This window comes from Halorussus marinus (assembly GCF_004765795.1).
GTDB lineage: Archaea > Halobacteriota > Halobacteria > Halobacteriales > Haladaptataceae > Halorussus > Halorussus marinus.
On record NZ_SBIV01000011.1, the window covers coordinates 1 to 21,179 of the forward strand.

Below are 21,179 nucleotides of genomic sequence, written 5' to 3' on the forward strand. Positions count from 1 at the left end.
GCTTCGCCGTGCGAGCGCGGTCATGGTTTCGTGAGTTCCGCGAGATCGCGCTGATGTGTGTCGTCTATAACATCAAACGCTTCGTCAAACAGTGAATCTCTCCGCCTTACAGCGATTCAACACAGCCGCTGTATATTATCGGCTACTTCACCGTAGAGTCCGTTCACGATCTGGAGGAACTAACGCCCGAGGAGCGTGGCAGCGTCTTGGACAAATACCCGAATAACGCGCATGTCAAACGGGAAAGATTGGCATCAGACAGTAGAACACCTGGTCGAGACAGCTATCCAATAATCGTAAGTGGTGATCCAGACCGGAGTGAACTGCTGGAGCATGCAGTTCCGCTGACCTCTCCGACCGTCTCTGGCTCTGGACTGTGGTACAGCAAGTACCGACCACTCTCAACGCCGAATACTTTGCTCGGTATCAACGCTACCGATCTCAAACGGTCTATGCCAAAGAAGCTGCGAGGGAAGCCAGACGAAATCAGATCGTGGTTGGAGGGTGATGTTTCGTATGAGGTTCAATCTCGTGCGAAGCCGCCGAAGCATTATCTCTCTGACGGAGAGAAAGCAGGTTCGGATCAAGCTTCCAAGTCTTCAACATCGAGAGGATACGTCATCGCTACAGATACCGGGTTCGCACCACACGTGCATCAAGGACTAATCTCTTTAGCGACTTGTGCACCGCAGGTTCGGAGTTCAACGAAACCAGGAGACTGGGTGTTTGCTGTCGGTAATCGGCACTATCCAACTCGACGTGAACTGGTGTACGCTTTTAGAACAGAGTATGTTACCAAGATGGATGACTACTATTCTGATCCCCGATTCCACGCCCGGAAACCTCTATCCGAGAATAGTAATCGCGCTGGAGATAACATCTATGCTCCCCGCTCTGCAGTGGAAGAGATCTCCATCGTAGACGGATCTGAACTCCCAGACGGTTCTGGAGCGACGGCAGGAACGCGCTATGAACGAGGCGAGATTGACGAGGAGCTATGCTATACTCACCAGGGAGGAGACTACTTCCAGCTCCATTCGGGATATCACGACCTATCGAATTACTCGACAGATGTGGAGAAGCAAGGAAATCGGGAGAAGGTCCTCATTTCAAGTGAGTTCTATTACTTCGGGGAGAATCCGGTTACCGTGCCTCAGGAAATCGCCGACTTGGTCATTCCAGGCTCCGGTGACCACAACGGTCGAAACTCAGGACGCACCGAGAGAGATAGCGAGAAGGTAGCACCGTTCGTGAAATGGCTTCGCTCAAATCACCGTGTTGGTATCCAGGGCCATCCAAAGCACTCTGATTCTGACTTTGATTTAGAAGACACTACTGGGCCTGGCTGTTAGTGTTTCAAGCCAGTCCTGAGTCCCTCACGGGAGACTACATCAAGTAAGTTGGTTCGCCAGTGATTCGAGTTCCTCGGCCGCATCGAGAGCAGCAAGCCACCGGTCAGGAAGCGTCGATGCTCCGAACCGTGCACCGGCGACCGCGCCCGCTACCGCGCCAATCGTATCGGTGTCGCCGCCACGGTTGACAGCGGTCACAATCGCCTCCTCAGCACTCTCGGCGAATAACCCATCGTGGAGTGCTGTTTGCAGCGAATCGATGACGTACCCTGACGTTTCCAATGCACCGGGGGACTCACCGCGAGCGAGTGATTCGAGCGCCGCTATGAGTTCGTCAGGTGCGTCTGAACCGACGTAGTCAAGCGCGTCTCCCAACGGCGTCTCCGTGTCGTCAAGTATGCCTGCTATGGTGAGATTCAGAACTGCACACCCGTACGTGCACCGTGAATCCGCGTGTGTGATCTGTGAGGACTGCCGGCTCACCTCTGCGAGTCGGTCCCAGTCAGTCGCGTACGGGATGGCGAGTGGTGGACACCGCATCACGCTCCCGTTCCCCGCGTTCTGGCCCTCGCGGCTCTGCTCCCAGACGTGCTGGCCTGCCTCGTCCCATTCGTCGCCGTGTTTGAGGCGGCTGAGCGACCGCATCGTCATACGCCCGATATCGAACGGCCCACTGTCATACCACGCGACGAACCGCTCGGCGATATCCGCTGGATCGAACACTTGGTGTTCGACCAGACTTCGGGCGATGCACAGCGCTTGTTCGGTGTCGTCTGTGATCGTCCCGGCGGGCTGGTTCCACGTCCCGTCCCCAACCATCTCGTCAAGCCGTCCGTGCTCAGTCTCGATTGCTGCCGCCGAAGAGAACTCAACTGGCCGGCCAAGCGCATCCCCACACGCGAGACCGAGAAGTACGCCACGAGCGTAATCCGAATCCATACGTCATCAACGACAACCGGTGAGAAAAATGTAGGGTGGCAGTCACTCGTCGGACTTCGTTCCCTCAGAGGGACGACGTTCAAGGGGTACCGATCATAACGGATTCAATAGGGAATAACAGCTCTGCCGAGTCCTGATTATTAAAACCAGAATAGAGGAAGTTGGGTTATAACGGGGACTGGTCACGGATCGTTTGGACTGCGAGACGGGATAGGAGGCGTGCGGGCCCGCGCTTGGGCAGGTCGCGGAGCGTGTCGATCCCGCCTGGTGGGGATCCGCCACCGACGTCCAGCTCCCACTCGGTTTCGTCGGCGAACCGTTCCACGGCGCGTTCCACGCGCTCCTGGACCGCCCCGGCGTCCATCGTCTCCACGACGCCGTCCCGCAGCACGAACTCCCCATCCACAATCACCGTCTCGACATCTGCTGGGGCGGCGTTGTTCACCACGTGTGCGGGAACGTTAGTTAGCGGCGTGAACTTCGGCTTGTCCACGTCAAGAAGAATAATGTCCGCGCGCTTTCCGGGTTCGATACTGCCGATCTCGTCCCCGATACCGAGCGCTCGGGCCCCCTCAATAGTGAGCATTCGCACGAGTTCCATCGACGAATACTGGCCGGTCGTCCGCTTGACGTTGGCAGAAAGACGGGCTTGGCGTGCCTCGCCGAACATGCTGTAGGAGTCGTGCCAGTAGTGGTCGTCAATCCCGAACCCGACATCGACGCCCGCGTCGCGTAACTCGGGGACTGGCGTCCACTGCATGTCGGCGTCCGGGTTCCAGTACGCGAACACCGACGGGCAGTGCGCGACTGACGCCCCCGCAGCCGCCGTCCGCTCGATATCGTCCGCGTCGGCGACCCGAAAGTGCGCGGCGAGCAAGCGGTCGTCCAGGAGGCCGACGTCATCGAGCAGCCCTAGTGAGTCAGCGGCGTCGTTCGCACGCGCCATCGTATTGCTCTCCTCAAGTTCGAGCAGGTGGGTGTGGACGAGCAGATCGGGATACTCGGCGGCGAGGTCGGCAGTTCGCTCCCATAACTCGCGGGTACACGACCAGTCGTCGTGCGGGCAGATCGTCGCCCGAATCCGGCCCTCGTAGGTGTCGTGATACGCCTCGATGAACGCGCAGGCACGCTCGAACTGCTCGTCGAGGGGGACATCCCAGAACAGGTCCGTCATTGTCGGTCCGAAGAACCCGCGGAGGCCCGCCTCCCCGAACGTGTCAGCCCCCGACGCGGGCCGGACATCCATCGAGTTGACCGTCGTCACGCCCCCTAGGAGGAAATTCAGCGCGGCGAGGTCGTACCCGGCGTCGACGAGATAGTCGAACTCACCCTCGCCGATCCGGCCGTAGAGGGCGGTCATACTCCCCATCATCTCCAGGAGGTCGAGGTCGCTGAACGCGCCGATCAGGGGTGTGAGTTCGAGATGCGTGTGGGCGTTGACCAGCCCCGGCATCACCACCTTCCCGTCGCCGTCAATCGTGTGCGTCGCTTCCCCGTCCGTCTCGTCCTCGTCGGTCTGTCGGACGGCAGTGATGCGACCGTCCTCGATGAGGACTGTGCCCCGCTCGTACAGCCGGTTGCGCTCATCGACCGTGAGCACGAGCGCATCAGTAATCGCAATGTCAGCAGCCATCTTGGTTCGTCACTGACGTGGCCATCGCGTCAAGGTTCGGGTCGCGTCTTTCTTGAATACGGGCCTCGTACAGAGGACAGACGTCACTCGTCGGGTTTCGTCCCCGTGCGGAGATTCTCCCGGTACTCCGCCCATGCCTGGTACATCTCCACTCGTTCTTTCTCCGTCATCGTGTCGTGCTCGTCCGCGTCGTAGAACGGGAGTTCGTCCTTCTCAGGCATCGCCATCACTCGCCCGAGCGGGTACAGTTGCTCGTAGTAGTGTTCGAGCACCCAGTCTTCGCCGTGTTCGTCGACGGCTTGCTGGATGTACGGGGCGGCTTCGGGATACTCGTCGGCGAGTGTCTCAGTCATTGGGAGTCGTGTACTGCTGGCGTTGTTTGCGTCAGTACGTCCAAGCGTTGGAGGTCAGGCGTCGGTGAACTCGGCGAGTGAGTGATTTGCGCTGGTACTGTTCCACTTGCCAATCTGGATGAGCTCGAACGTGTCTACGGGGTCGTCAAGCTCGGTGGCAAGCTGGGTCTGAACTGCAGTGGAGATACTGTCGACGGGGATTGCGGTCAGCGCATGCCCGGTGAGGAAGTAACTAGTTGCAAGGCTTGTCGGGGCGACGACGATTACGTCTGAGCCATCGACGTCATCGAGCGCGAGTTGGGCATCTCGGTACTGGAGCACGGTCGCATCCAGCTCATCGACGGGGAAGAGGCAGCCCGCAGCACCGTACTCGATACTCGCCCCCGCCGACTCAAAATGCCCTTTGAGCATAATAATACACAGATATATGCTCCGAGAACATTATTCTTGTGGTGCGTGGGTTCCTTGACCCGGCTTTGTCGAACCCTACACGCAATAACGGGTATTCGTAGTCGTACTGAATATTCAAAGATAGTCCGAGAGACAGTGTTCGCCAGTACTGGGGTAGGGGAAGAGACACTCGGAAAATCAACCAGTCGGACGGGTATCGGCTGGCGACGACACCTCAGGAAGGCTCGGAACGGTGAGATCGGCTCGCCGAAGGAACTGTGCATTAATAGCAACAATAACTGTGCTCAAGGACATCAGTAACGCTCCGACGGCCGGAGACAGAAGAATACCCCACGGGAAGAGGACACCCGCTGCCAGCGGGATGGCGAAGACGTTGTAGCCAGCCGCCCAAACGAGATTCTCCCGCATCTTCTTGTAACTCGCCCGGCTCAACTTGACGAGTCGGACAACGTCCATCGGATTGTTCTGGACCAGAATGATGTCCGCCGATTGAACCGCCACGTCCGTCCCGCTCCCGATAGCGATGCCGACATCCGCCCGGGTGAGCGCTGGTGCGTCGTTGACGCCGTCGCCGACCATCCCGACGCGTTTGCCCTGATCCTGCAGTTCGGTCACTTTCTTGTCCTTGTCTTCGGGAAGGACCTCCGCGAACACGGTGTCGATGCCGAGGTCCTCGGCGACGGCGTGCGCCACGTCCGCGGAGTCACCCGTGAGCATCGCCACTTCGATATCGAGATTGTGGAGCGCTTCGACGACCCGATAGCTATCCTCCCGAATGACGTCCGCCATTGCGAACGCGGCGACTGGCGAGCCGTCGCGGACGAGGTAGACGACCGTCTGGGCGTTCGCGCCAGCCTCGTCTGCGAACACTTGAAGGTCGGACGGAACGTCGCTATCGAGGTGTTCGAGGAGGTTCGGTCCGCCGACGTGGACGGTTTCACCTTCGACTGTCGCCCGCACACCGCGTCCTTTGAGCGCCTCGAAGTTCGTTGCGGCCGGTGAGGTGACGCCGTTCTCATCAGCTGCGTTCCGGACCGCTTGGGCGATCATGTGTTCGGAATCACCCTCGACTGCGGCGGCCAGTGCAAGCGCGTCGTCCTCGCTGATGGCGTCGGTTGTCTTGATTCCGACGACGCCGTGTTCGCCTTTCGTAAGCGTCCCTGTTTTATCGAACACGATAGTGTCGAGGCTTCGCGCCTGTTCCATAGCGATGCGGTCGCGGATGAGCATCCCGTTTCGTGCAGCCATCGAGGTGTTGATGGCGACGACGAGCGGGATGGCCAGCCCGAGCGCGTGCGGACAGGCGATGACGAGAACGGTGACGACCCGCTCAATGACGGTGGCGTCGAACTGGACCGCAAGCGTCCACGCGATACCGGTCACGACTGCTGCCCCGAGAGCGACGTAGAACAGCCACCCCGCTGCCCGGTCAGCGAGCATCTGCGTTTTGGACTTGCTCTGCTGGGCTTCTTCGACGAGTCGCATAATACCGGCTAACGTGGTTTCATCGCCGGTCGCGTCGATCCGGACGCGGAGACTGCCGTCGCCGTTGACGGTGCCGCCGATCACCTCGTCGCCGGGTTCCTTCGAAACGGGCCGGGATTCGCCGGTGATCATCGCCTCGTTCACGTCGGAGTCTCCCTCTTCGACCACACCGTCGGCGGGAACGCTCGCCCCGGGACGAACGAGCACGAGATCGCCGTCTTCGAGTTCGCTCACGGGGACATCTTCGGTGTCACCGGAGTCAGTAATACGCTCGGCGGTATCGGGCATCAGTTTCGCCAGTTCGTCAAGTGCACTGGAGGCGCGCCGGACCGACCGCATCTCGATCCAGTGCCCGAGTAGCATAATGTCGATGAGCGTCACGAGCTCCCAGAAGAACGCCGACTGCGCCGGGTAGACCACGCTCGCCAGACTGTAGACGAAGGCGACGGTGATCGCCATGGAGATGAGCGTCATCATCCCAGGCGACCGGTCTTTCAGCTCGGGGAGGGCCATCTTTAGGAAGGGGATGCCACCGTAGGCGAATACGATCACTGCAAAGACAGGGTTGACCCATTCACTGCCCGGAAACGCCGGAACGGAGAAGCCAAGCCACTCCTGAAGCGTTGGGCTGTAGAGGAGGACAGGGATTGAGAGGAGCGTCGAGACGAAGAAACGCCGGCGGAACATCTGCTCGTGGCCTTCGTGCATCCCACCGTGACCGTCATGGTCACCGTGCTGGCTGTGTGCGTCGTGATCTTCTTCGCCGGGTGGCTGGGGCTCAGCCTCTGTTTCGATGAGCGACTGTTCACTGCGCTCCTCAGTATGCGACTCGTCGTGGCCACTATGTGCGTCTTCCCCGTGACGCGTATGGTCAGTCCCGTCAGTCGAGCGTTGAGAGTCGTCGTCCATTACTCGATAATTGACCCCGCGGGGGTTTCAACGTGGAGGTCACTTCGAACTGACATACTCGCTGAACGGGCCTCAATCGGAGCGGTTCCGAGACTGATGTGGTCGAATAGCGTCCTCCGCCACTCTCCGACGTCACTGTCCGATTTCCCGTCAAAACGACGTAGACCGTCCCCGGTGCCCCTCCAGAACTGACGAAGCACTCTCCACCGACGGGCACCGTTTTGGCTCAGGGGTTGGGGGCGTAGAGGGCGTACAGAATAGACAGCATCCCCGCTGCCGTGACGAGTGCCGCAACGAAACCCGCTTGGAAAATCGATACTTGGAGTATCTCGAAAAGAACTCCTTCCAAGAGTCCGCCGAGCCCGACCAGAGCGAAGCCAGCGGCGACGTACAGGAGTAACTGCGTGCGATGCCGTTGATATCCACGATACGCCTGGTACGCGATGACCAGCGCTAACGCAGTCGTGAACAGTTTGCCGATGACGAATAACGTGTGTTCCATAGGTCAGTCTCCCCGCATCTCCTCGAAGATGGACGTGATCCGGTCGGCGGGGTCCGGCCGGACATCGATCTGGACGTCGAATCCCTCCGCCTGCAGAAGGACTTCGATGCGTTCGAGGCGCGCCTCGTACTCGCTGTAATGTCGTCCCCCGGGATCGACGTGCGTGTACTCCTCAAGGAGGCCCTGCTCAACGAGGCGGGTGACGCGACGGGAGACGGTCGGGCGGGACATGTCGCATTCCTCGCTGAGCTCCTTCGCGGAGAGTCGGTCGGTCTTCGTCGCCACGAGGATGTCACGGGCGTACTCGTCGTCGAGTGTGGCGAAGACCTCCGGCGGGTCGGGCTCCTCGGTCACACGCACCTACTCACGACAGGAGCGTAATATACCCTACCGATTTTCTGACCCAGAACGCTGGCTCGCTATTATATCGTGTCCGCACTCGTACTGATAGTTGAAGGTGCAATAATTATGTCTACACTCGACTCCGGCATGAACCAGCTTGAGAGCAAAGTCGGCGGCCTGACCGTCGGCGGGAAAGTCCACAGCCTCAGCGCGTGGTTCGTACTGGCGCTCCGCCTCATGATGGGGTACGCGTTCGCGTACTCCGGGTTCACGAAGATCACCGGCGAGTTCGCTGCCGGCGGCTACCTCTCGAACGTCGCGGCGACGAACGGAAACCCGCTCGCGGGCGTGTTCGCGTGGATGGGGTCGACGCCGTGGTTCGTCGAGTTCGCCAACGTCGCCGTGCCGTACGGTGAGCTCCTCATCGGTCTTGGGCTGCTCGTCGGTGCGCTGGTCCGCCTCGCGGCGTTCTTTGGCGCGCTCATGATGCTCATGTTCTACTTCGGGAACTGGGAGATGGCGCACGGGTTCATCAACGGGGACTTCGCGTACATGCTCGTGTTCCTCGCGGTCGCCGCGTTCGCCGCGGGCCGCATCCTGGGCCTCGACCAGTACATCGAGAACTACGATGTCGGCGGCGAGACGCTCGTCGAGCGCTACCCCGCCCTTGAATACATCCTCGGCTAACCACGCCGAGACTTTTGGTAGTACAACTATGCAAAATCCAATTCACGCACGCGGGATTCGTTCTCTGGGACTCATCGTCGTCGGAGCGCTGGCTCTGGCCGTCGTCGCCGGAATGGCGCTAACGCACGCGACCGTCCCGGATGCAATGATGTGGGGCTGGCACGACGGTATGTGGAACGGCGGCCATATGGCCGGGTGGGGCGGATGGGGCTGGGGGATGATGCTGTTCGGTCTCCTATGGATGGCCCTCCTTGTCGCTCTCCCCATCTATCTCGTCTACTGGCTGGCAACGCGATCCCAAACGGATGGCCGCTCTGCGGACAGCGCGCTCGCCGTCCTCCAGGAGCGGTACGCCCGTGGCGAGATCGACGACGAGGAATTCGACCGCCGGCGCGCCCGTCTCACACCTGACGACGGCCGTTAGCGGCTCTTCTTTGGCTACTCGTTGACTTCGGTCTTCACGACGGTCGCTGGACGAGTCGTCAGGCGGAGGACGCGGTCAGTGACACTCCCGAGCAGCGCACGATATTCGTCCGGCCGCCGTTTGGTGCCGAGTACGAGTAGGTCTGCGTCGTGGTCGTCAGCATACTCGACGATAGTTTCAGCAGGGCGGCCGTGGTGCATCGCCGTCTCGACGTCTACGTTGGCCTCTGATGCTCGGCGGCGGAGCTCTGTAAGCGTCTCTTCGCCGTGTTCTTCGAGGCCGTGTTCGGGGCCTTCGGCTTCATCGACGTATTCGTCGCCACTGTATGCAGTCACGACGTCCTCGTCGACGACGTAGAGAACGTGGAGGACGGCGTCGTGTGCGGCCGCGAGGTCGAGTGCGTGCGCTTCAGCGCGTTCAGATGCGACCGTGCCGTCTGTCGAAAGCAGGATCTGGTCGTACATTCACTCGGATTTCAAAGGCGCATACAATAAAATCGGCTTCCGATTCTCGACACGTTGGAGGGACTCACCACGTGTGAGATGCGCTGGGAATCGGCGGAGTCGAAATGAGAACCACGGATAATACTCTGTACAGCGAGGAATCTTCGATGAAACAGACGTTAGTGGTCGTGGCCCTCCATCACCATCGGATGCCCGGTGGCGTATTCGTCCGGGTCCTCCTCGAACGTCTCCTTGCAGGTCTGCGAGCAGAAGTAGTACGTCTCACCGTCGTGGGTCGCCGATGGCTCGCTGTCGTCAGTTCGCATCCCACAGACGGGGTCACGGTACTGGCCAGGCGCACCGAGGCCGCGACGATACACGTACAGGAGAAAGCCGGAAAGCGCGAACGCAATGAGGTTGAGGTAGAACGTGTAGTTGAGCTCGAAGTACGTCTGCTCGGTCGCCGTCTCGCCGCCCGCCAGATCAGGGACGATGTTGAGGACGTCGAACAGTAACTCCATGAGGAAGCCGGTGAACGCCATTGTGACGAAGAAGACGCCAAGAATGTACAGCATCACCTTCCAGCCGTAGTACTTCCGGTAGACGTTCAGCACGGGGATCGTGATGAGGTCGGCGTAGACGAACGCGATGACACCGGCGAAGCTGATGCCGCCGCCCCAGAGTGCGACGGCGAACGGGACATTACCCATGCTACCGACGAAGCTGAGGACGGCGATGGCGACGCCCATAATCGCGTTCTCGGCGGTCACGAGCAGCCCGTCGCCCTGGATGAACAGGGTGTTCCAGACCGACTGGGGGACGAAGACGATGACGAACCCCGAAATGAGGAAGCCGGCGATGACGTCCTTCCAGATCATCGACCACTCCTTGCGGTACTGGTTCCCGATCTTATACCAGCCGCCCCACGACAACAGCTCCTCGCGCCACCCGCCACGACTCGACGTCTCCTGGAGGTAGGTCTCCATACAACCCTTCGAACAGAATTTCAACGTCTCACCGCCGTCAGTCGTGAGGGAATACTCGTCTTTGCCCTCCATCCCACAGGTCGGGTCCTCGGTGATACCAGCCTCGCGGTCGCGCTCGTTGAGCGTCTCCCGGACTTCGTCGAACAGATTCTCTGGGAGCGTCAAGTGCACGATGGCGGCCATGACGGCGATGAGAATCAGGCCGCCGAGCAGTTCCGCGACGAGGAACTCCCAGCCAAGCAGAATCAGAATCATCAACCCGAGTTCGACGATGAGATTCGTCGACGCGAACATGAACGCGAGGAAGTTCACCGCGTGGGCCCCCTTCTTGAACAACCCCTTCCCGATGGCGACAGCGCCGAAACTACAGCCACTACTGGCCGCGCCGAACGCAGTCGCCTTGGTGAGCCCACTCAGATCGCCGTCGCCGAGGACCTGTGCCATTCGCTCCTTGGAGACGTAGACCTGGACGAGACTCGTGATCGTGAGGCCCATGATGATCGCCCACGCCGCCGTCCAGAGGAAGCCCACACCGATACGTAGAGCTTCGAAGATACCATCAATCATCGTCGCTACCATAGGTATCAGTTCAAAGGGATCATCTATTGCAGTTTTCCTTCAGATAGTTCGGGTCAGAGCCGTGGTGAGTAGGAATTCAAAAGAATAGTGGTGGGTAGAACACGCAGGTCAAAGGCACAACCGCATTGAATAGTTAGATCGTAGTATTACCTGACACCCGAACTAACGGAGGGATACAATATGCCGACAAATACAGACGATACGCGACTTATTACGCTCCTCCTCGTTATCATCGGTGCCGTATTCATCGTCCCGTTGTTCTTCATGGGCTTCGGGATGATGGGGTTCGGTCCGATGATGGGCGGGATGTGGGGCGGTCACATGTGGGGCGACGGGACGATGCCTGGCTGGATGTTCATCGTCGGCATCGTGATGCAGCTGCTGTTCCTCGCCGCCCTCGTCGGTGGTGGGTACCTCATCTATCGCGCAGTCACGGGAGATGCGAGTGACTCGGACCAAGCACTCGAAGAGCTTCGGCTTGCCTACGCTCGCGGCGAGCTGACCGACGAGGAATACGAACAGCGACGCGAAGCACTCGAACGAGACACTTGACCCGATACATCTGAAGCATGGCCAGCTTCCCTGATCACCGTCAACAGTCGACCCGTCCGCAACTTCCAGCATGGCTTGACCAATACACGACGCTGGGATTATACGGCCTCCTCGTTGGCACGGGACTCTGCCTGATCGCCTTCCTCACGAATCCCGTTCCCGACCCCTCGTTCCCGTGGGCGACGCTACCGGAGTCGCTTCGATTCCCCTTTGAGCAGCCACGGATCGAGCACTGGCCAGTCACGTACACCATCGGCATCTGGCTGTGGATCATCGGGTTCCCGGCGCTGTTCCTTGCTGGCTACCGGCGATTCGGAACTCGAACACCGTTCGGCTCGATGTTCTGGCTTACTGGCCTCCCCACGCTGGCGATGCTCGGGTGGACGACCTACTGTCGATTCTTCTGGCCAAAACTCCATCCACCGACCTGGAATGCTCCCTCCTATACACTGATTTGCTGGTTGTACTGCTCCTCGTACAATGTGGTTTGGAGTAACACCGCGTATCTGATCGCGCTGTTCGGTATTATCGCAACGCTGCTCGCCGTACGTAACCAGAACGCAGACGGAGTCGCTCTTCTCGGGTTTGGGATCTTGGCACTCCCCCTCGGATTACCAGCAGTGTACGAAGGGTATCGCCGAACGACGACCTGAGAGAGTGACCGACTCAGAAATAGTGCGCTTTAGGAACCGCTGAGAACGCGAACAAATGCACGTTGTAGGACACTCCGGAGACCAATCTACTGGATTTGTCGATTAGCAACAGTCGGTTACATTGGGGTTCCACTCACACGAATTGCCTGTCGTAAGGTCGTTCTCGTCGATGTACGCTGAGAGACAAGCGTAGTTACAGAAGTACAGCGGAGATCCACAGTCGTCGTCACAATCGCGGACACAGATCGGGTCGTGGTCGAAGATACGTGACTCACAGTACACACATGTCTCCTCCGCGTCGGGAGTTACAACAGTCGTAGACATACCGGTGCCACGGATGCTGGAATGGAAAACGTATCGTACGAGTGTGAGCAGCGCTTCTGTATCACGCACGCAGGTACTGCCAATTATTAGGGATTTCAACGATGACCTAGATTCACGAATCATGCAAGCCGGGTCCCCAGTTTGACTATCCCTCCCTCCCACCATGGAGTATGTCCCGCGATCTCTATGACTGCACCGCGGCTGAACTCGCTACCCACTCCGTCGAACACCTCCAACACGACACGCCACCACGCACCGCTGCCGAGTGGCTCGCCGAGAACGGCTACGACGCCGCCCCGGTCTACGCGAACGACGACCCAATCGGATTCATCCACAAAAACGACGTCACAACCGACGACGACGGCGACACCCTGGACGACCACCTCACCCCGCTGACCATCGGCCACATGATCAGCGGCGACACACCGTTCACCGACATCCTGTCCGCCCTCATCGAGCAACCAGTCTACTTCCTCGGCGGCCACAACCACGTCACCGGCATCCTCACCCGCGCCGATCTCAACACCGCCCCAGCACGCATCTACCTCTTCGACCGCATCACCTACCTCGAAGAACACCTCCGCGAACTCATCCTCGACACGAAACCAGACTGGAAAACCACGCCCGTCACCGCAGACGAACTCGACGACATCGAAGACCGGTACGAAGACGCCCAAGCCGCCAACGTCGCGCTAGACGAACTCCACTACGCACAATTCTCCACGCTCGAAACCATCGTCACCAGCGTCGAAGCCTGCTGGCAAACCTGCGGGTTCTCCACGAAAGGCAGCGCAGGCTCACGACTCCACGAAGTCACCCAACTCCGCAACGACGTCGCCCACGCCAACCTCCTCGTCGAAAACACAGATAGTAACGAGTTCCTCAGCACCGGCCGCACCACAGAAAACCTGTATGACACTCTCGACACCATCGACCAAGTACTCACGAACCTGCAGGAAGCCGGGTACGCCCCAGAGACAGTAGAAGCATAACGTACAGTGAACCCGGGTCGAATCGCGCTCTCCATCTAGTCGACACGGCTCAATTAGAACTGCTCGTAGAGAGACTCACAGAAGGAACGATGATGGGAACCCCCTCGCATCCTCCTCTTGGAGAATCTATAAATGCTTGACTGGGGTTCACACTACCATGGTTCCCTGGCGGGTGTACCAGCAAATCGCCACCGAGCTCGATGTCCCTCCCGAGACGATGCACCTCGTCAACGTGCTTGCTGATGGCGGCTATCTCACGGAGAACCAGCCGCCGTATCTGAACTACGACTTACCTGACTTTGGCACGCAGGTCACGTGGCTGGAAAAGCACCCGACGCAAGGGATCGCATACTGTAAAGAACGCTACGGGGAGGACGCCGCAGTCGCCGCGACAATCCATGCTGTCGGCACAGAGGTTGCCTCCCGGACGGAGGGCGATCTCGCGGTTGGCTTCGCCATCCTCGGCAACTACATCGACGACTTTCTGCAGGACATTTCCCGGCACGACATCGCTGCCGAGGTCGAGAAAGTCCGGTCGTATTTCGATGCGAACACGATGGAGCTCAAGCGCATCGAAGACGCGCATACCGACGAGGAAACCACGTACGAGTACTGTGATTACTGTGGCGACGAACTCGAAACCGCGTTCAGGTATCGCTGCGGAACGTGTGGCACGCGGTTCCCCGGCTGGTCGGCACTCGTCTTCGCTGAAGGTGAAGAACAGAGCGACTCGAAATGGCGCGAACAGCTCGACGTCACCGTTCTGAGCCAGAACGTCGAGAAGCGATTCCTCGTCCTCCGCTCGAAAACCTCGCTTCCCGGGTGGATCGAAGAAGGCGGGCAAATCGGTCAGATCATCGACGGCAGCCTCCACGACATGGGCCGCGTGGTGAATATCGATAACCGCGACATCCAAGTCGATTACTGGGGCGGCGTCGCAACAAGCCTTGAATCAGGACAGGACATCACGGTCTGCAGCTCCGAAACGATGATCGCCACAACCCAGCAACTCGGGTTGTTACGAGAACTACGCCGCGACTTCGCAGGCTGGCGGAACGAACAGAACCCAGACCCGACAGTGGCGAAACTCGCTGTCAACGGCCCCCACCTGTGCAACACACTCGACCAATCCACGATCACTCCGCCGACACCTGCCGAGGTAGAGGATACGCGGAGTCTCGACGGCTTCGAACTCGACGACTCACAGCAATCCGTGCTGGCCGACATCCTCGGCCTCGACCCCGGAGACCTCTCACTCGTCGTTGGGCCACCAGGGTCCGGGAAAACCGAGGTGATCGCTAAAGCCGCGCACGAACTTGCGAACCGAGGCGAATCCGTCCTCGTCACGTCGCACACCAACATCGCCGTTGACAACGTCATCGAGAAACTCAGCCACCAAGATTCGCATCAACTCGTCCGGGCCGGCCGGCCTGAGAAAATGTCGAAGGGTACGTCCGAAGTGATGCTCTCGAAAGTCATCGACGAGAGCGACGACGACTCCGTCTCAGAGTTGCTGGAGGAGGTCGAGGCCCTCAAATCGGAGATCAGCAACATGGGGAGTCAACTGGAGCACGACCAGGAGCAATACGAGGTGTTGCAACGAGCGGCTGAAACCGGACCTGTCAGCAACACGCAGATGAGCGAGGTCGAGGACGAGATCGATGCGAAGCAAGCCAAGCTCTCCGAAACGCGGCGGAAGATACAGGAGCTCCAGTCGGAGGCGGAGAAAACCTCCATCGAGAACGCGGACATCACCGGTGCGACGATCATCCGCTCCCAACTCGGCGGCCTCGCCCAGGTCCAGTTCGATACGGTCATCATCGACGAAGCGAGCCAAATCCCCGTCCCGCTCGGCCTCCTCGGGATGATCAACGCGAAGAAATGGGTGGTCGTCGGCGACCACCATCAACTCCAGCCAGTCCTCAAGACCCTCTCGACGAGCGACGGCAGCCCACCTGACGACGCCTCCATCTTCTCGTTCCTCCGCAACCGATACGATATCGACCAGTGGCTCGAATACCACTACCGAAGCCACGCCGACATCATCGGCTTCTCCCAAGACCACATCTACGACGGGAACATCACCATCGACGACTCCTGCCCCAGCGGGTTCGAATGGGACCCCGCGGACGACCCCGATTCGAACGTCGAAGCCATCTGCGACGGCCCACCCGTCACGTTCGTGGACATCACCGGCGAGCAATCCTGGCGCAAACGCTTCAGCGGCTCCGTCAACACCGCAGAAGTCGATGTCGTCGCCGACCTCGTCGCCCACCTCATAGACGAGCACGGCATCCCAGAATCCGAACTCGGCGTCATCACACCCTACCGCGGGCAACGTACCCTGATCAGCGACGAACTCACCGACTACGGCAGCGTCGAAGTCTCAACCGTCGACGGCTTCCAAGGCCGCGAGCGAGAAACGATCATCTTCAGCGCCGTCAACACCGAGAAATCCGGGCTGCAATTCGCCGGGAACAAGAACCGCTTCAACGTCGCCTGCACCCGCCCGAAAGACCAGTTCATCATGGTCGGCAACAAAACCGCCATCGAAGAGAACGCCCCGCGGAGAAACACACTCCGCGCATTCATCCGCTACGCCAGCAAGCACGGCGGCGTCTTCAACTGGGACGGCGGACTCTGGACTGACGGAATCGACCCCTCCAACGTCCCTGCACCAGAGCCACGCGACCAACCCGACATCATCGAACCACCGGCTGGCCAGTCCTCGAACACAGGTCGTACAACGACCACCACCAATGGCTCCGGACACAGTAGTAGTGGCAACCAGTCAGACAGCCCTTCCGTCGATCCGCAAGTCCGCTCACGAGTCACGGACATCGTCCAGTTAGCCCCGACATCAAACGGCGAATTAGCCGACGCATGGGGCCTCGACACCGGGAAAGAAGCCTGGCAATACCTCACCTCAGAACTCGACGACTACTACGAACGAAACGCCGACCACAAAATCCAACCAACCGACAAAGCCCACAAGCTCGTTTCGACTCCGAACACACCGTAACGCATCGGTGCCCCCGCATTCCGATTCCTCCAGATCCTAGAAAATCTAAAGTAAACCGTTTCTACAGCCACAAACGCTATTACTGAATACGCGCTCTCAATTCAGCAGGATCCTACGACCTCTTTCAATGAGAAATATTCGGTGATACACGCGGGAGAGATGCCGTCCTCAACTACGACTTCCGGACGGTAGTACTGTTCGCTAAGCGGTTCAATTCTATCTAGCGCGGGAATCTCAGCCAAGGATGTAACATACTTCGTGAGCGCGTCCTCGTACGACTCTGATATCATCACGTCGTCGGGTTCCTCTAAATATTGGAAGTCAATCGCATCGGAGATGAACTGGAATTCCGCCATATACAGTGGCCGCTCAATTTTCGTCGCGTCAATAACAACCACTATCTCCGGAATAGAGAGCTCACGACCATCTGCTGGAGACAAATTTTCAACTGCCAGTTCCAACGAGGGATAGAGAAAGCTACACTCTTGACGATCAATGGGGAACGCGATGTCTTTTTCAGCGGCTATTGCAGCCAGATCGGCCTCAAGCGAGTCACGGTGGGTACTGTCGGACGGCTGAACCCCTTCTTGTGTGATCGCCTCAAGTGCTTGCCGGGGAGCAAGATGATAGAGATACACAGAAGGTGTCATAGAACAGCTTCCAAAGAGAGTCTTACAGTACTTCTCGTTGAACTATCCGTTAGGAAAGTCTGCGTACCGAATATGGGACTTTCAATCAACGTCGGGTAACGGTTATCCACTCGTACTGAAATACTGGGCACGTATACTGCGCATTCTCGATTCGTCCAAATCACGCGAATCTACGTGAGGGAACGTCACTCGGAGTCAGGTTTACTGAATCCAAGGATTACGAGTTCATGGAGATCGAGCATTGGTTCCATAAATCTGAGCATCTTCCGTGTCCCGGAAAAGACTGTACTACCCGAATAGTAGTCCGGTACCACGAGACACCCAAATTCGACTTTTTTCCGCTCATTTACTTCGGTGTGTGCACCTCGCCCGAACTTTGCGAGATCCTTCCAGACATATTTTCTCTCCGATTTTTCCAACTCTATGGCGATTCGCTGCTCTGGATGATACAGGTCTACACTATGATTGAATCCCTCGTCGTCCCACAATGCGCACTCATCCGATCCTTCAAGCGAGTACTTCGTCAAGCTTTGTCCGACTCTTCGGTCAAACTCTGTAACTTCGCGGCCAGACTCAGACTCTAAAAACACATCTTCTGGGACGGATTCAATTGCTCGTCGAATCTGCGAAAGCTCGTCTTGAGGGAACACATGTTTCTCATTATTGTCTCGAAATTCACTCAATCGGTGTGTTCCAATAATCTCGACCATACACGATCCGTTTTCAGGAGAATGTATAGTATCTATGGACGGAGCGGGTCTACTTGCTGACCACACCCACTCTATCCAGCAACACGACACCCGATTCGTCGGTCAGAGGGTCGAGTTTGCCTCTTGTAACGACTCGATAGCTTCCTGTAGGTGTGCCCGCAATTCATCGCTCATACGGTCATCATCTCCGGGTCGCCCACTCCGGGAGTCACTATCACGCGATACGTCCGCTGCCGAGTTCGATTTCGGTGTGCCCCATGTCTCAGTCCGTCCCAGATCGATGCTCTCCTGTTCGGCGACGTCGTCGAGCCGTTGCTGTTGGTCAGACTCGTGTTCAGCCGTCGCTGTGCTCTGTTCCGGGCGGGACCCAGTCGGACGTCCGCCGCGTCCGAACGCGTCCAGCGGGAAATCGTACGCGTATGCTCGCTTCACTTTGTTGAACGTTGTACGGCGGGAGATCCCGAGCACCTCCGTGATGTTACTCCGGTCGCACCCGCGTTCTAACGCCTGCCGAACCTGCTCGTCCTCCATCCGTTGCAACAGTAATTGCTGGTCGTCTGGGATGTGGCCGCGCGCTGAGTTCTCGATCTGATCGACGAGCCCCCACTCGCCAGTCTCAATGTCCTTGTCGACGATCTGCCGGTCGCGCGACTCGATCCGGTTATCGAGCCCCATCAACACCCAGAGGCGCTCCCGGACCGCAGACACTGACAGGTCCGCGGTCATCCCGGACGCAATGTCTCCGGTCCGTGTCGGCCCGTGTGTCGCCAAGTACTGCAACACTTCGACGTCCTGCGGGAGGAGGACGCTTCGGTCTGCTTCCGTAATCGTGACCGGTGACTCACCCGGCGTCGCCTGCTGATGCACCCAGCTGTGACAGGGGCGGCACAGCAGCGTCAAATTCTCCAGGTCGTGCTCGCCCATCCCGTCTGGATCCCGCTCAATATGATGGACGTGCAGTGTCGCCAACCCGCCTTCCGCCGGGCTGCGCCGCCCGCACGACTGGCAGCGGTGCTTGTACTCCTCTAGAACGTCTTGACGCGTATCCGGGTCAACCGTCTCGTGACAGTTACAGTGCCCGGGCTGTTCGGACTCGCCGCTCTTCGTTCGGTCACCGCTCGATTCGCCGTGTCGTCGTGCCGTAGTTTCTGCCATGCTTCGTCCTCGTGGTGGTCAGTTACGCGCCGATACGCCGGGTACTGCGTGCTGTATCGCTTCAATCCGCACGTGCGCAGGGATCGCTACGACTGGGTCGAGATCGGTAGTCCAGCTGGGCTGAGTGGAGTGCTGGAGCCAGGGTGCTGGCGTGCCGATCTCGGGGGTGGGTGTGTGCGACGCATGCTACACCTCTCTGGTCGGGGTGAGTGACTTCACTTGGAACTCGGACTTGCTACAGTATCGTTCGGCGATACGGCCGAGCGCTCGCGTCCGCAGCACGTCCGCGACGTTATGCAACACGAGCTCCGCGAACCGCCCGTCCTCAAACGCCGCTACAGCCGCCGCACTATCATCGAACGGGTCGAGATCACCGTACGGGCCGTCGCACAACACGTCGTACGCCGTTACGAGGCCACCCTGGTCGGCGCCATCCACTGTCGTGTTGAATCGGTCCGTGACGACCGGCATCATATCCGCATACGGCGCGTCCACGAACGGCCACGCCAACTCACGGTGCGCGTACCGCGTTCGAAGGAACGGTAAATCGAACCCGCCGTTCCACGTCTCCCCGTTGTACGCGACCAGCAGGATGTCCTCATCACGGAACCGCTCCGCAACGAACTCGGACACCGCGAGCAACAGCTCTCGTTCACACGCGTGGGTAGACACGCTCACAAGCGTCTCTGACACTGCGGACTCAACCGCCGCCTCAATACCTGACGCGTCTCTCCCGTCAGTCTGCACGAACACTCGCACACCCAGCGGCACCGCAAACCCGACCGTCGTCACGACATCAACCGCGTCGAACCCGGTCGTCTCAATATCAAACGCCACTTGCTCCAACACCATCACACGTCACCCCCTGCGTGCGTAGCGTCCCGCTCGGGAACACGGTCCTCGGTCGCCGGGCGGACGCGGAACTCACCGAATCCGAACCGCGAATGCGTCCCAACCCGCAGCACGCCGTTCCGTGCCGTCTCAACCGGATCATCACCAGCATACTCGACGATTTGCCCGTGATCTACCGTGTCCACCACGTACGACTCGGCACCATCTGCGAGCCGGGTCTCCCGGCGCCGTAACTCGCCCGTCGACAGCCCGGACCTCGTTTCCGCCGTGTCGACACGCCACCACCACGGCACGCTCTGCGGATCACCACTCGGATGCTCGGAATCCAGCACGTACGGGGACACTAACTCGATCCGGCAGGCCTCACCGCTCGACTGCGCTGCCTCCAGCCGTGAGTAGTCCAGCGAATCCACGTCCACGACCTGCGTTGCAACGACCGACAGGTCGCCAAACCCGTAGTTCCGCGCGCCGCCGACCTGCAGTCCGTCGAGCACGTCCGCATCGACCGGGACGACATCGTCGCCGCGCGACTCGCTGTGGAGATAGCAGTGCACGTACCACGACACCGACCGCCGCTGGTTCCGCTGCCCGGCTGGCCGGCCAAACCAGCACGTGTCGTCGAACGCCACTCGGCCACCGTGCCGTTGCAGGTCGAGCGCGTTGTGCGCGTCTCGCGGCCGCGAATCCAGCAACCATCGCTGCGCCGCATCACGGAACACGAACAAATCCTCGTACGCCTCAACAGCAGGCAGCGACTGCCCGAGCTTCCCTGCATACCCATCCTGCGACGCCGCCGCAGGGTACGCACCGTACTCGCCCGGCAGGAACACGCCGTGACTCACCTGGAGCGACCGCCGCGTCTCACCGTCGACACGCCGCGCAACAGCGTTGAACAACGCGTTCCCCGTCACGAAATACGGGTGCCCGAGGTACTGCCCGTCCAGCTCGAACAACACTTGTTGAATCCGCGTCACGCACACCACCCCACACGGCGCTGGGCAACCACGTCGCTAGGCGGCCGGCACGCACCCACTCCGTTTCCAGTGTCTTTCACCCCGCAGCGCGACCACGATCTGCCACCCCACCACAGCACTCCACCACACACCCGGTTTCCAGTGCCACGACCCACAGAGACGCTCACACGCCCGAATGTAGCACCTCCGGATACGGTCGAAGCAGACTGCAGCCGGACACACACCCTGTTTCCAGTGTCATCTCGACGAC

22 protein-coding genes and 1 pseudogene are annotated in these 21,179 nt (G+C 59.4%); 8 read left to right on the forward strand and 15 right to left on the reverse strand.

From position 1 onward, the window contains the following. Both EPY72_RS17155 and EPY72_RS19575 read left to right on the forward strand, forming a co-directional pair. Window positions 1-95, forward strand: a pseudogene (locus EPY72_RS17155) (IS5/IS1182 family transposase); the annotation flags it as partial. Between the two features lie 357 nt (window positions 96-452). After that, window positions 453-1,352: an Nmad2 family putative nucleotide modification protein gene (locus tag EPY72_RS19575; RefSeq protein ID WP_168216063.1), complete on the forward strand. Its 900-nt coding sequence runs from the start codon at window positions 453-455 to the stop codon at window positions 1,350-1,352. A gap of 39 nt (window positions 1,353-1,391) precedes the next feature. Here EPY72_RS19575 and EPY72_RS17165 read toward each other — a convergent pair whose 3' ends face one another. From EPY72_RS17165 to EPY72_RS17195, 7 genes are all read right to left on the reverse strand, one after another. Next, a complete protein-coding gene (locus EPY72_RS17165; RefSeq protein WP_135807214.1) occupies window positions 1,392-2,291 on the reverse strand; it encodes an ADP-ribosylglycohydrolase family protein in 900 nt (299 codons plus the stop codon). Window positions 2,292-2,457: 166 nt separating this feature from the next. Then, entirely contained in the window at window positions 2,458-3,924 is a 1,467-nt protein-coding gene (locus EPY72_RS17170) for an amidohydrolase family protein (RefSeq protein ID WP_135807215.1), read from the reverse strand. A gap of 83 nt (window positions 3,925-4,007) precedes the next feature. Next, the gene (locus EPY72_RS17175; protein WP_135807216.1) at window positions 4,008-4,277 is read right to left on the reverse strand and encodes a DUF8110 family protein; all 270 of its coding nucleotides are present in this window, start codon (window positions 4,275-4,277) and stop codon (window positions 4,008-4,010) included. Window positions 4,278-4,331: 54 nt separating this feature from the next. Continuing rightward, the gene (locus EPY72_RS17180) at window positions 4,332-4,688 is read right to left on the reverse strand and encodes a DUF8165 family protein (RefSeq protein WP_135807217.1); all 357 of its coding nucleotides are present in this window, start codon (window positions 4,686-4,688) and stop codon (window positions 4,332-4,334) included. 177 nt (window positions 4,689-4,865) lie between these two features. After that, window positions 4,866-7,082, reverse strand: a complete 2,217-nt coding sequence (locus tag EPY72_RS17185; RefSeq protein ID WP_210423563.1) for a copper-translocating P-type ATPase — start codon at window positions 7,080-7,082, stop codon at window positions 4,866-4,868. A gap of 226 nt (window positions 7,083-7,308) precedes the next feature. Further along, window positions 7,309-7,584 (reverse strand): DUF7521 family protein, encoded by a 276-nt coding sequence (locus EPY72_RS17190; protein ID WP_135807218.1) that lies wholly within the window; start codon window positions 7,582-7,584, stop codon window positions 7,309-7,311. Window positions 7,585-7,587: 3 nt separating this feature from the next. After that, a complete protein-coding gene (locus EPY72_RS17195) occupies window positions 7,588-7,938 on the reverse strand; it encodes an ArsR/SmtB family transcription factor (RefSeq protein WP_135807219.1) in 351 nt (116 codons plus the stop codon). A gap of 114 nt (window positions 7,939-8,052) precedes the next feature. Here EPY72_RS17195 and EPY72_RS17200 point away from each other — a divergent pair, with 114 nt between their 5' ends. After that, a complete protein-coding gene (locus EPY72_RS17200) occupies window positions 8,053-8,613 on the forward strand; it encodes a DoxX family membrane protein (RefSeq protein WP_135807262.1) in 561 nt (186 codons plus the stop codon). A 28-nt stretch (window positions 8,614-8,641) separates the two neighbouring features. Continuing rightward, complete coding sequence (locus EPY72_RS17205; protein ID WP_135807220.1) at window positions 8,642-9,037, forward strand: SHOCT domain-containing protein; 396 nt, start codon at window positions 8,642-8,644, stop codon at window positions 9,035-9,037. A gap of 14 nt (window positions 9,038-9,051) precedes the next feature. Here EPY72_RS17205 and EPY72_RS17210 read toward each other — a convergent pair whose 3' ends face one another. Both EPY72_RS17210 and EPY72_RS17215 read right to left on the reverse strand, forming a co-directional pair. Then, complete coding sequence (locus EPY72_RS17210; protein WP_135807221.1) at window positions 9,052-9,501, reverse strand: universal stress protein; 450 nt, start codon at window positions 9,499-9,501, stop codon at window positions 9,052-9,054. Between the two features lie 158 nt (window positions 9,502-9,659). Continuing rightward, window positions 9,660-11,045 (reverse strand): permease, encoded by a 1,386-nt coding sequence (locus EPY72_RS17215; RefSeq protein ID WP_135807222.1) that lies wholly within the window; start codon window positions 11,043-11,045, stop codon window positions 9,660-9,662. A 180-nt stretch (window positions 11,046-11,225) separates the two neighbouring features. On the opposite strand from EPY72_RS17215, the gene EPY72_RS17220 reads away from it, so the two are divergent. Both EPY72_RS17220 and EPY72_RS17225 read left to right on the forward strand, forming a co-directional pair. Next, complete coding sequence (locus EPY72_RS17220) at window positions 11,226-11,597, forward strand: SHOCT domain-containing protein (RefSeq protein ID WP_135807223.1); 372 nt, start codon at window positions 11,226-11,228, stop codon at window positions 11,595-11,597. A 17-nt stretch (window positions 11,598-11,614) separates the two neighbouring features. Next, a complete protein-coding gene (locus tag EPY72_RS17225) occupies window positions 11,615-12,250 on the forward strand; it encodes a hypothetical protein (RefSeq protein ID WP_135807224.1) in 636 nt (211 codons plus the stop codon). Between the two features lie 102 nt (window positions 12,251-12,352). On the opposite strand, the gene EPY72_RS19875 is transcribed toward EPY72_RS17225, so the two are convergent. Continuing rightward, window positions 12,353-12,574 carry a hypothetical protein gene (locus EPY72_RS19875; RefSeq protein WP_135807225.1) on the reverse strand — a complete coding sequence of 74 codons (222 nt, stop codon included), beginning with the start codon at window positions 12,572-12,574 and terminating at the stop codon, window positions 12,353-12,355. A gap of 170 nt (window positions 12,575-12,744) precedes the next feature. Between EPY72_RS19875 and EPY72_RS17235 the strand changes: the two genes are divergently transcribed. Next, a complete protein-coding gene (locus EPY72_RS17235) occupies window positions 12,745-13,566 on the forward strand; it encodes a CBS domain-containing protein (protein WP_135807226.1) in 822 nt (273 codons plus the stop codon). 157 nt (window positions 13,567-13,723) lie between these two features. Then, window positions 13,724-16,588 carry a DUF5797 family protein gene (locus EPY72_RS17240; RefSeq protein WP_135807227.1) on the forward strand — a complete coding sequence of 955 codons (2,865 nt, stop codon included), beginning with the start codon at window positions 13,724-13,726 and terminating at the stop codon, window positions 16,586-16,588. Window positions 16,589-16,689: 101 nt separating this feature from the next. On the opposite strand, the gene EPY72_RS17245 is transcribed toward EPY72_RS17240, so the two are convergent. The 5 genes from EPY72_RS17245 to EPY72_RS17265 form a co-directional block, all read right to left on the reverse strand. Next, a complete protein-coding gene (locus tag EPY72_RS17245; RefSeq protein ID WP_135807228.1) occupies window positions 16,690-17,226 on the reverse strand; it encodes a hypothetical protein in 537 nt (178 codons plus the stop codon). Between the two features lie 197 nt (window positions 17,227-17,423). Next, window positions 17,424-17,948 carry a hypothetical protein gene (locus EPY72_RS17250; RefSeq protein WP_135807229.1) on the reverse strand — a complete coding sequence of 175 codons (525 nt, stop codon included), beginning with the start codon at window positions 17,946-17,948 and terminating at the stop codon, window positions 17,424-17,426. Between the two features lie 102 nt (window positions 17,949-18,050). After that, the gene (locus EPY72_RS17255; RefSeq protein ID WP_135807230.1) at window positions 18,051-19,103 is read right to left on the reverse strand and encodes an HNH endonuclease; all 1,053 of its coding nucleotides are present in this window, start codon (window positions 19,101-19,103) and stop codon (window positions 18,051-18,053) included. 186 nt (window positions 19,104-19,289) lie between these two features. Beyond that, complete coding sequence (locus tag EPY72_RS17260) at window positions 19,290-19,955, reverse strand: 3'-5' exonuclease family protein (RefSeq protein ID WP_135807231.1); 666 nt, start codon at window positions 19,953-19,955, stop codon at window positions 19,290-19,292. After that, complete coding sequence (locus tag EPY72_RS17265) at window positions 19,955-20,929, reverse strand: hypothetical protein (RefSeq protein WP_135807232.1); 975 nt, start codon at window positions 20,927-20,929, stop codon at window positions 19,955-19,957. The genes EPY72_RS17260 and EPY72_RS17265 overlap by 1 nt, the downstream gene beginning before the upstream one ends. Between the last annotated feature and the right edge of the window lie 250 nt (window positions 20,930-21,179).

Coding starts and splice junctions, on each gene's coding strand:
- EPY72_RS17200 (WP_135807262.1), top strand. CDS start 8,053: ATGTCTACACTCGACTCCGGCATGAACCAGCTTGAGAGCAAAGTCGGC.
- EPY72_RS17235 (WP_135807226.1), top strand. CDS start 12,745: ATGTCCCGCGATCTCTATGACTGCACCGCGGCTGAACTCGCTACCCAC.
- EPY72_RS17225 (WP_135807224.1), top strand. CDS start 11,615: ATGGCCAGCTTCCCTGATCACCGTCAACAGTCGACCCGTCCGCAACTT.
- EPY72_RS17185 (WP_210423563.1), bottom strand. CDS start 7,082: ATGGACGACGACTCTCAACGCTCGACTGACGGGACTGACCATACGCGT.
- EPY72_RS19875 (WP_135807225.1), bottom strand. CDS start 12,574: ATGTCTACGACTGTTGTAACTCCCGACGCGGAGGAGACATGTGTGTAC.
- EPY72_RS17250 (WP_135807229.1), bottom strand. CDS start 17,948: ATGGTCGAGATTATTGGAACACACCGATTGAGTGAATTTCGAGACAAT.
- EPY72_RS17240 (WP_135807227.1), top strand. CDS start 13,724: ATGGTTCCCTGGCGGGTGTACCAGCAAATCGCCACCGAGCTCGATGTC.
- EPY72_RS17180 (WP_135807217.1), bottom strand. CDS start 4,688: ATGCTCAAAGGGCATTTTGAGTCGGCGGGGGCGAGTATCGAGTACGGT.
- EPY72_RS17215 (WP_135807222.1), bottom strand. CDS start 11,045: ATGGTAGCGACGATGATTGATGGTATCTTCGAAGCTCTACGTATCGGT.
- EPY72_RS17205 (WP_135807220.1), top strand. CDS start 8,642: ATGCAAAATCCAATTCACGCACGCGGGATTCGTTCTCTGGGACTCATC.
- EPY72_RS17210 (WP_135807221.1), bottom strand. CDS start 9,501: ATGTACGACCAGATCCTGCTTTCGACAGACGGCACGGTCGCATCTGAA.
- EPY72_RS17190 (WP_135807218.1), bottom strand. CDS start 7,584: ATGGAACACACGTTATTCGTCATCGGCAAACTGTTCACGACTGCGTTA.
- EPY72_RS17165 (WP_135807214.1), bottom strand. CDS start 2,291: ATGGATTCGGATTACGCTCGTGGCGTACTTCTCGGTCTCGCGTGTGGG.
- EPY72_RS19575 (WP_168216063.1), top strand. CDS start 453: ATGCCAAAGAAGCTGCGAGGGAAGCCAGACGAAATCAGATCGTGGTTG.
- EPY72_RS17255 (WP_135807230.1), bottom strand. CDS start 19,103: ATGGCAGAAACTACGGCACGACGACACGGCGAATCGAGCGGTGACCGA.
- EPY72_RS17260 (WP_135807231.1), bottom strand. CDS start 19,955: ATGGTGTTGGAGCAAGTGGCGTTTGATATTGAGACGACCGGGTTCGAC.
- EPY72_RS17175 (WP_135807216.1), bottom strand. CDS start 4,277: ATGACTGAGACACTCGCCGACGAGTATCCCGAAGCCGCCCCGTACATC.
- EPY72_RS17170 (WP_135807215.1), bottom strand. CDS start 3,924: ATGGCTGCTGACATTGCGATTACTGATGCGCTCGTGCTCACGGTCGAT.
- EPY72_RS17220 (WP_135807223.1), top strand. CDS start 11,226: ATGCCGACAAATACAGACGATACGCGACTTATTACGCTCCTCCTCGTT.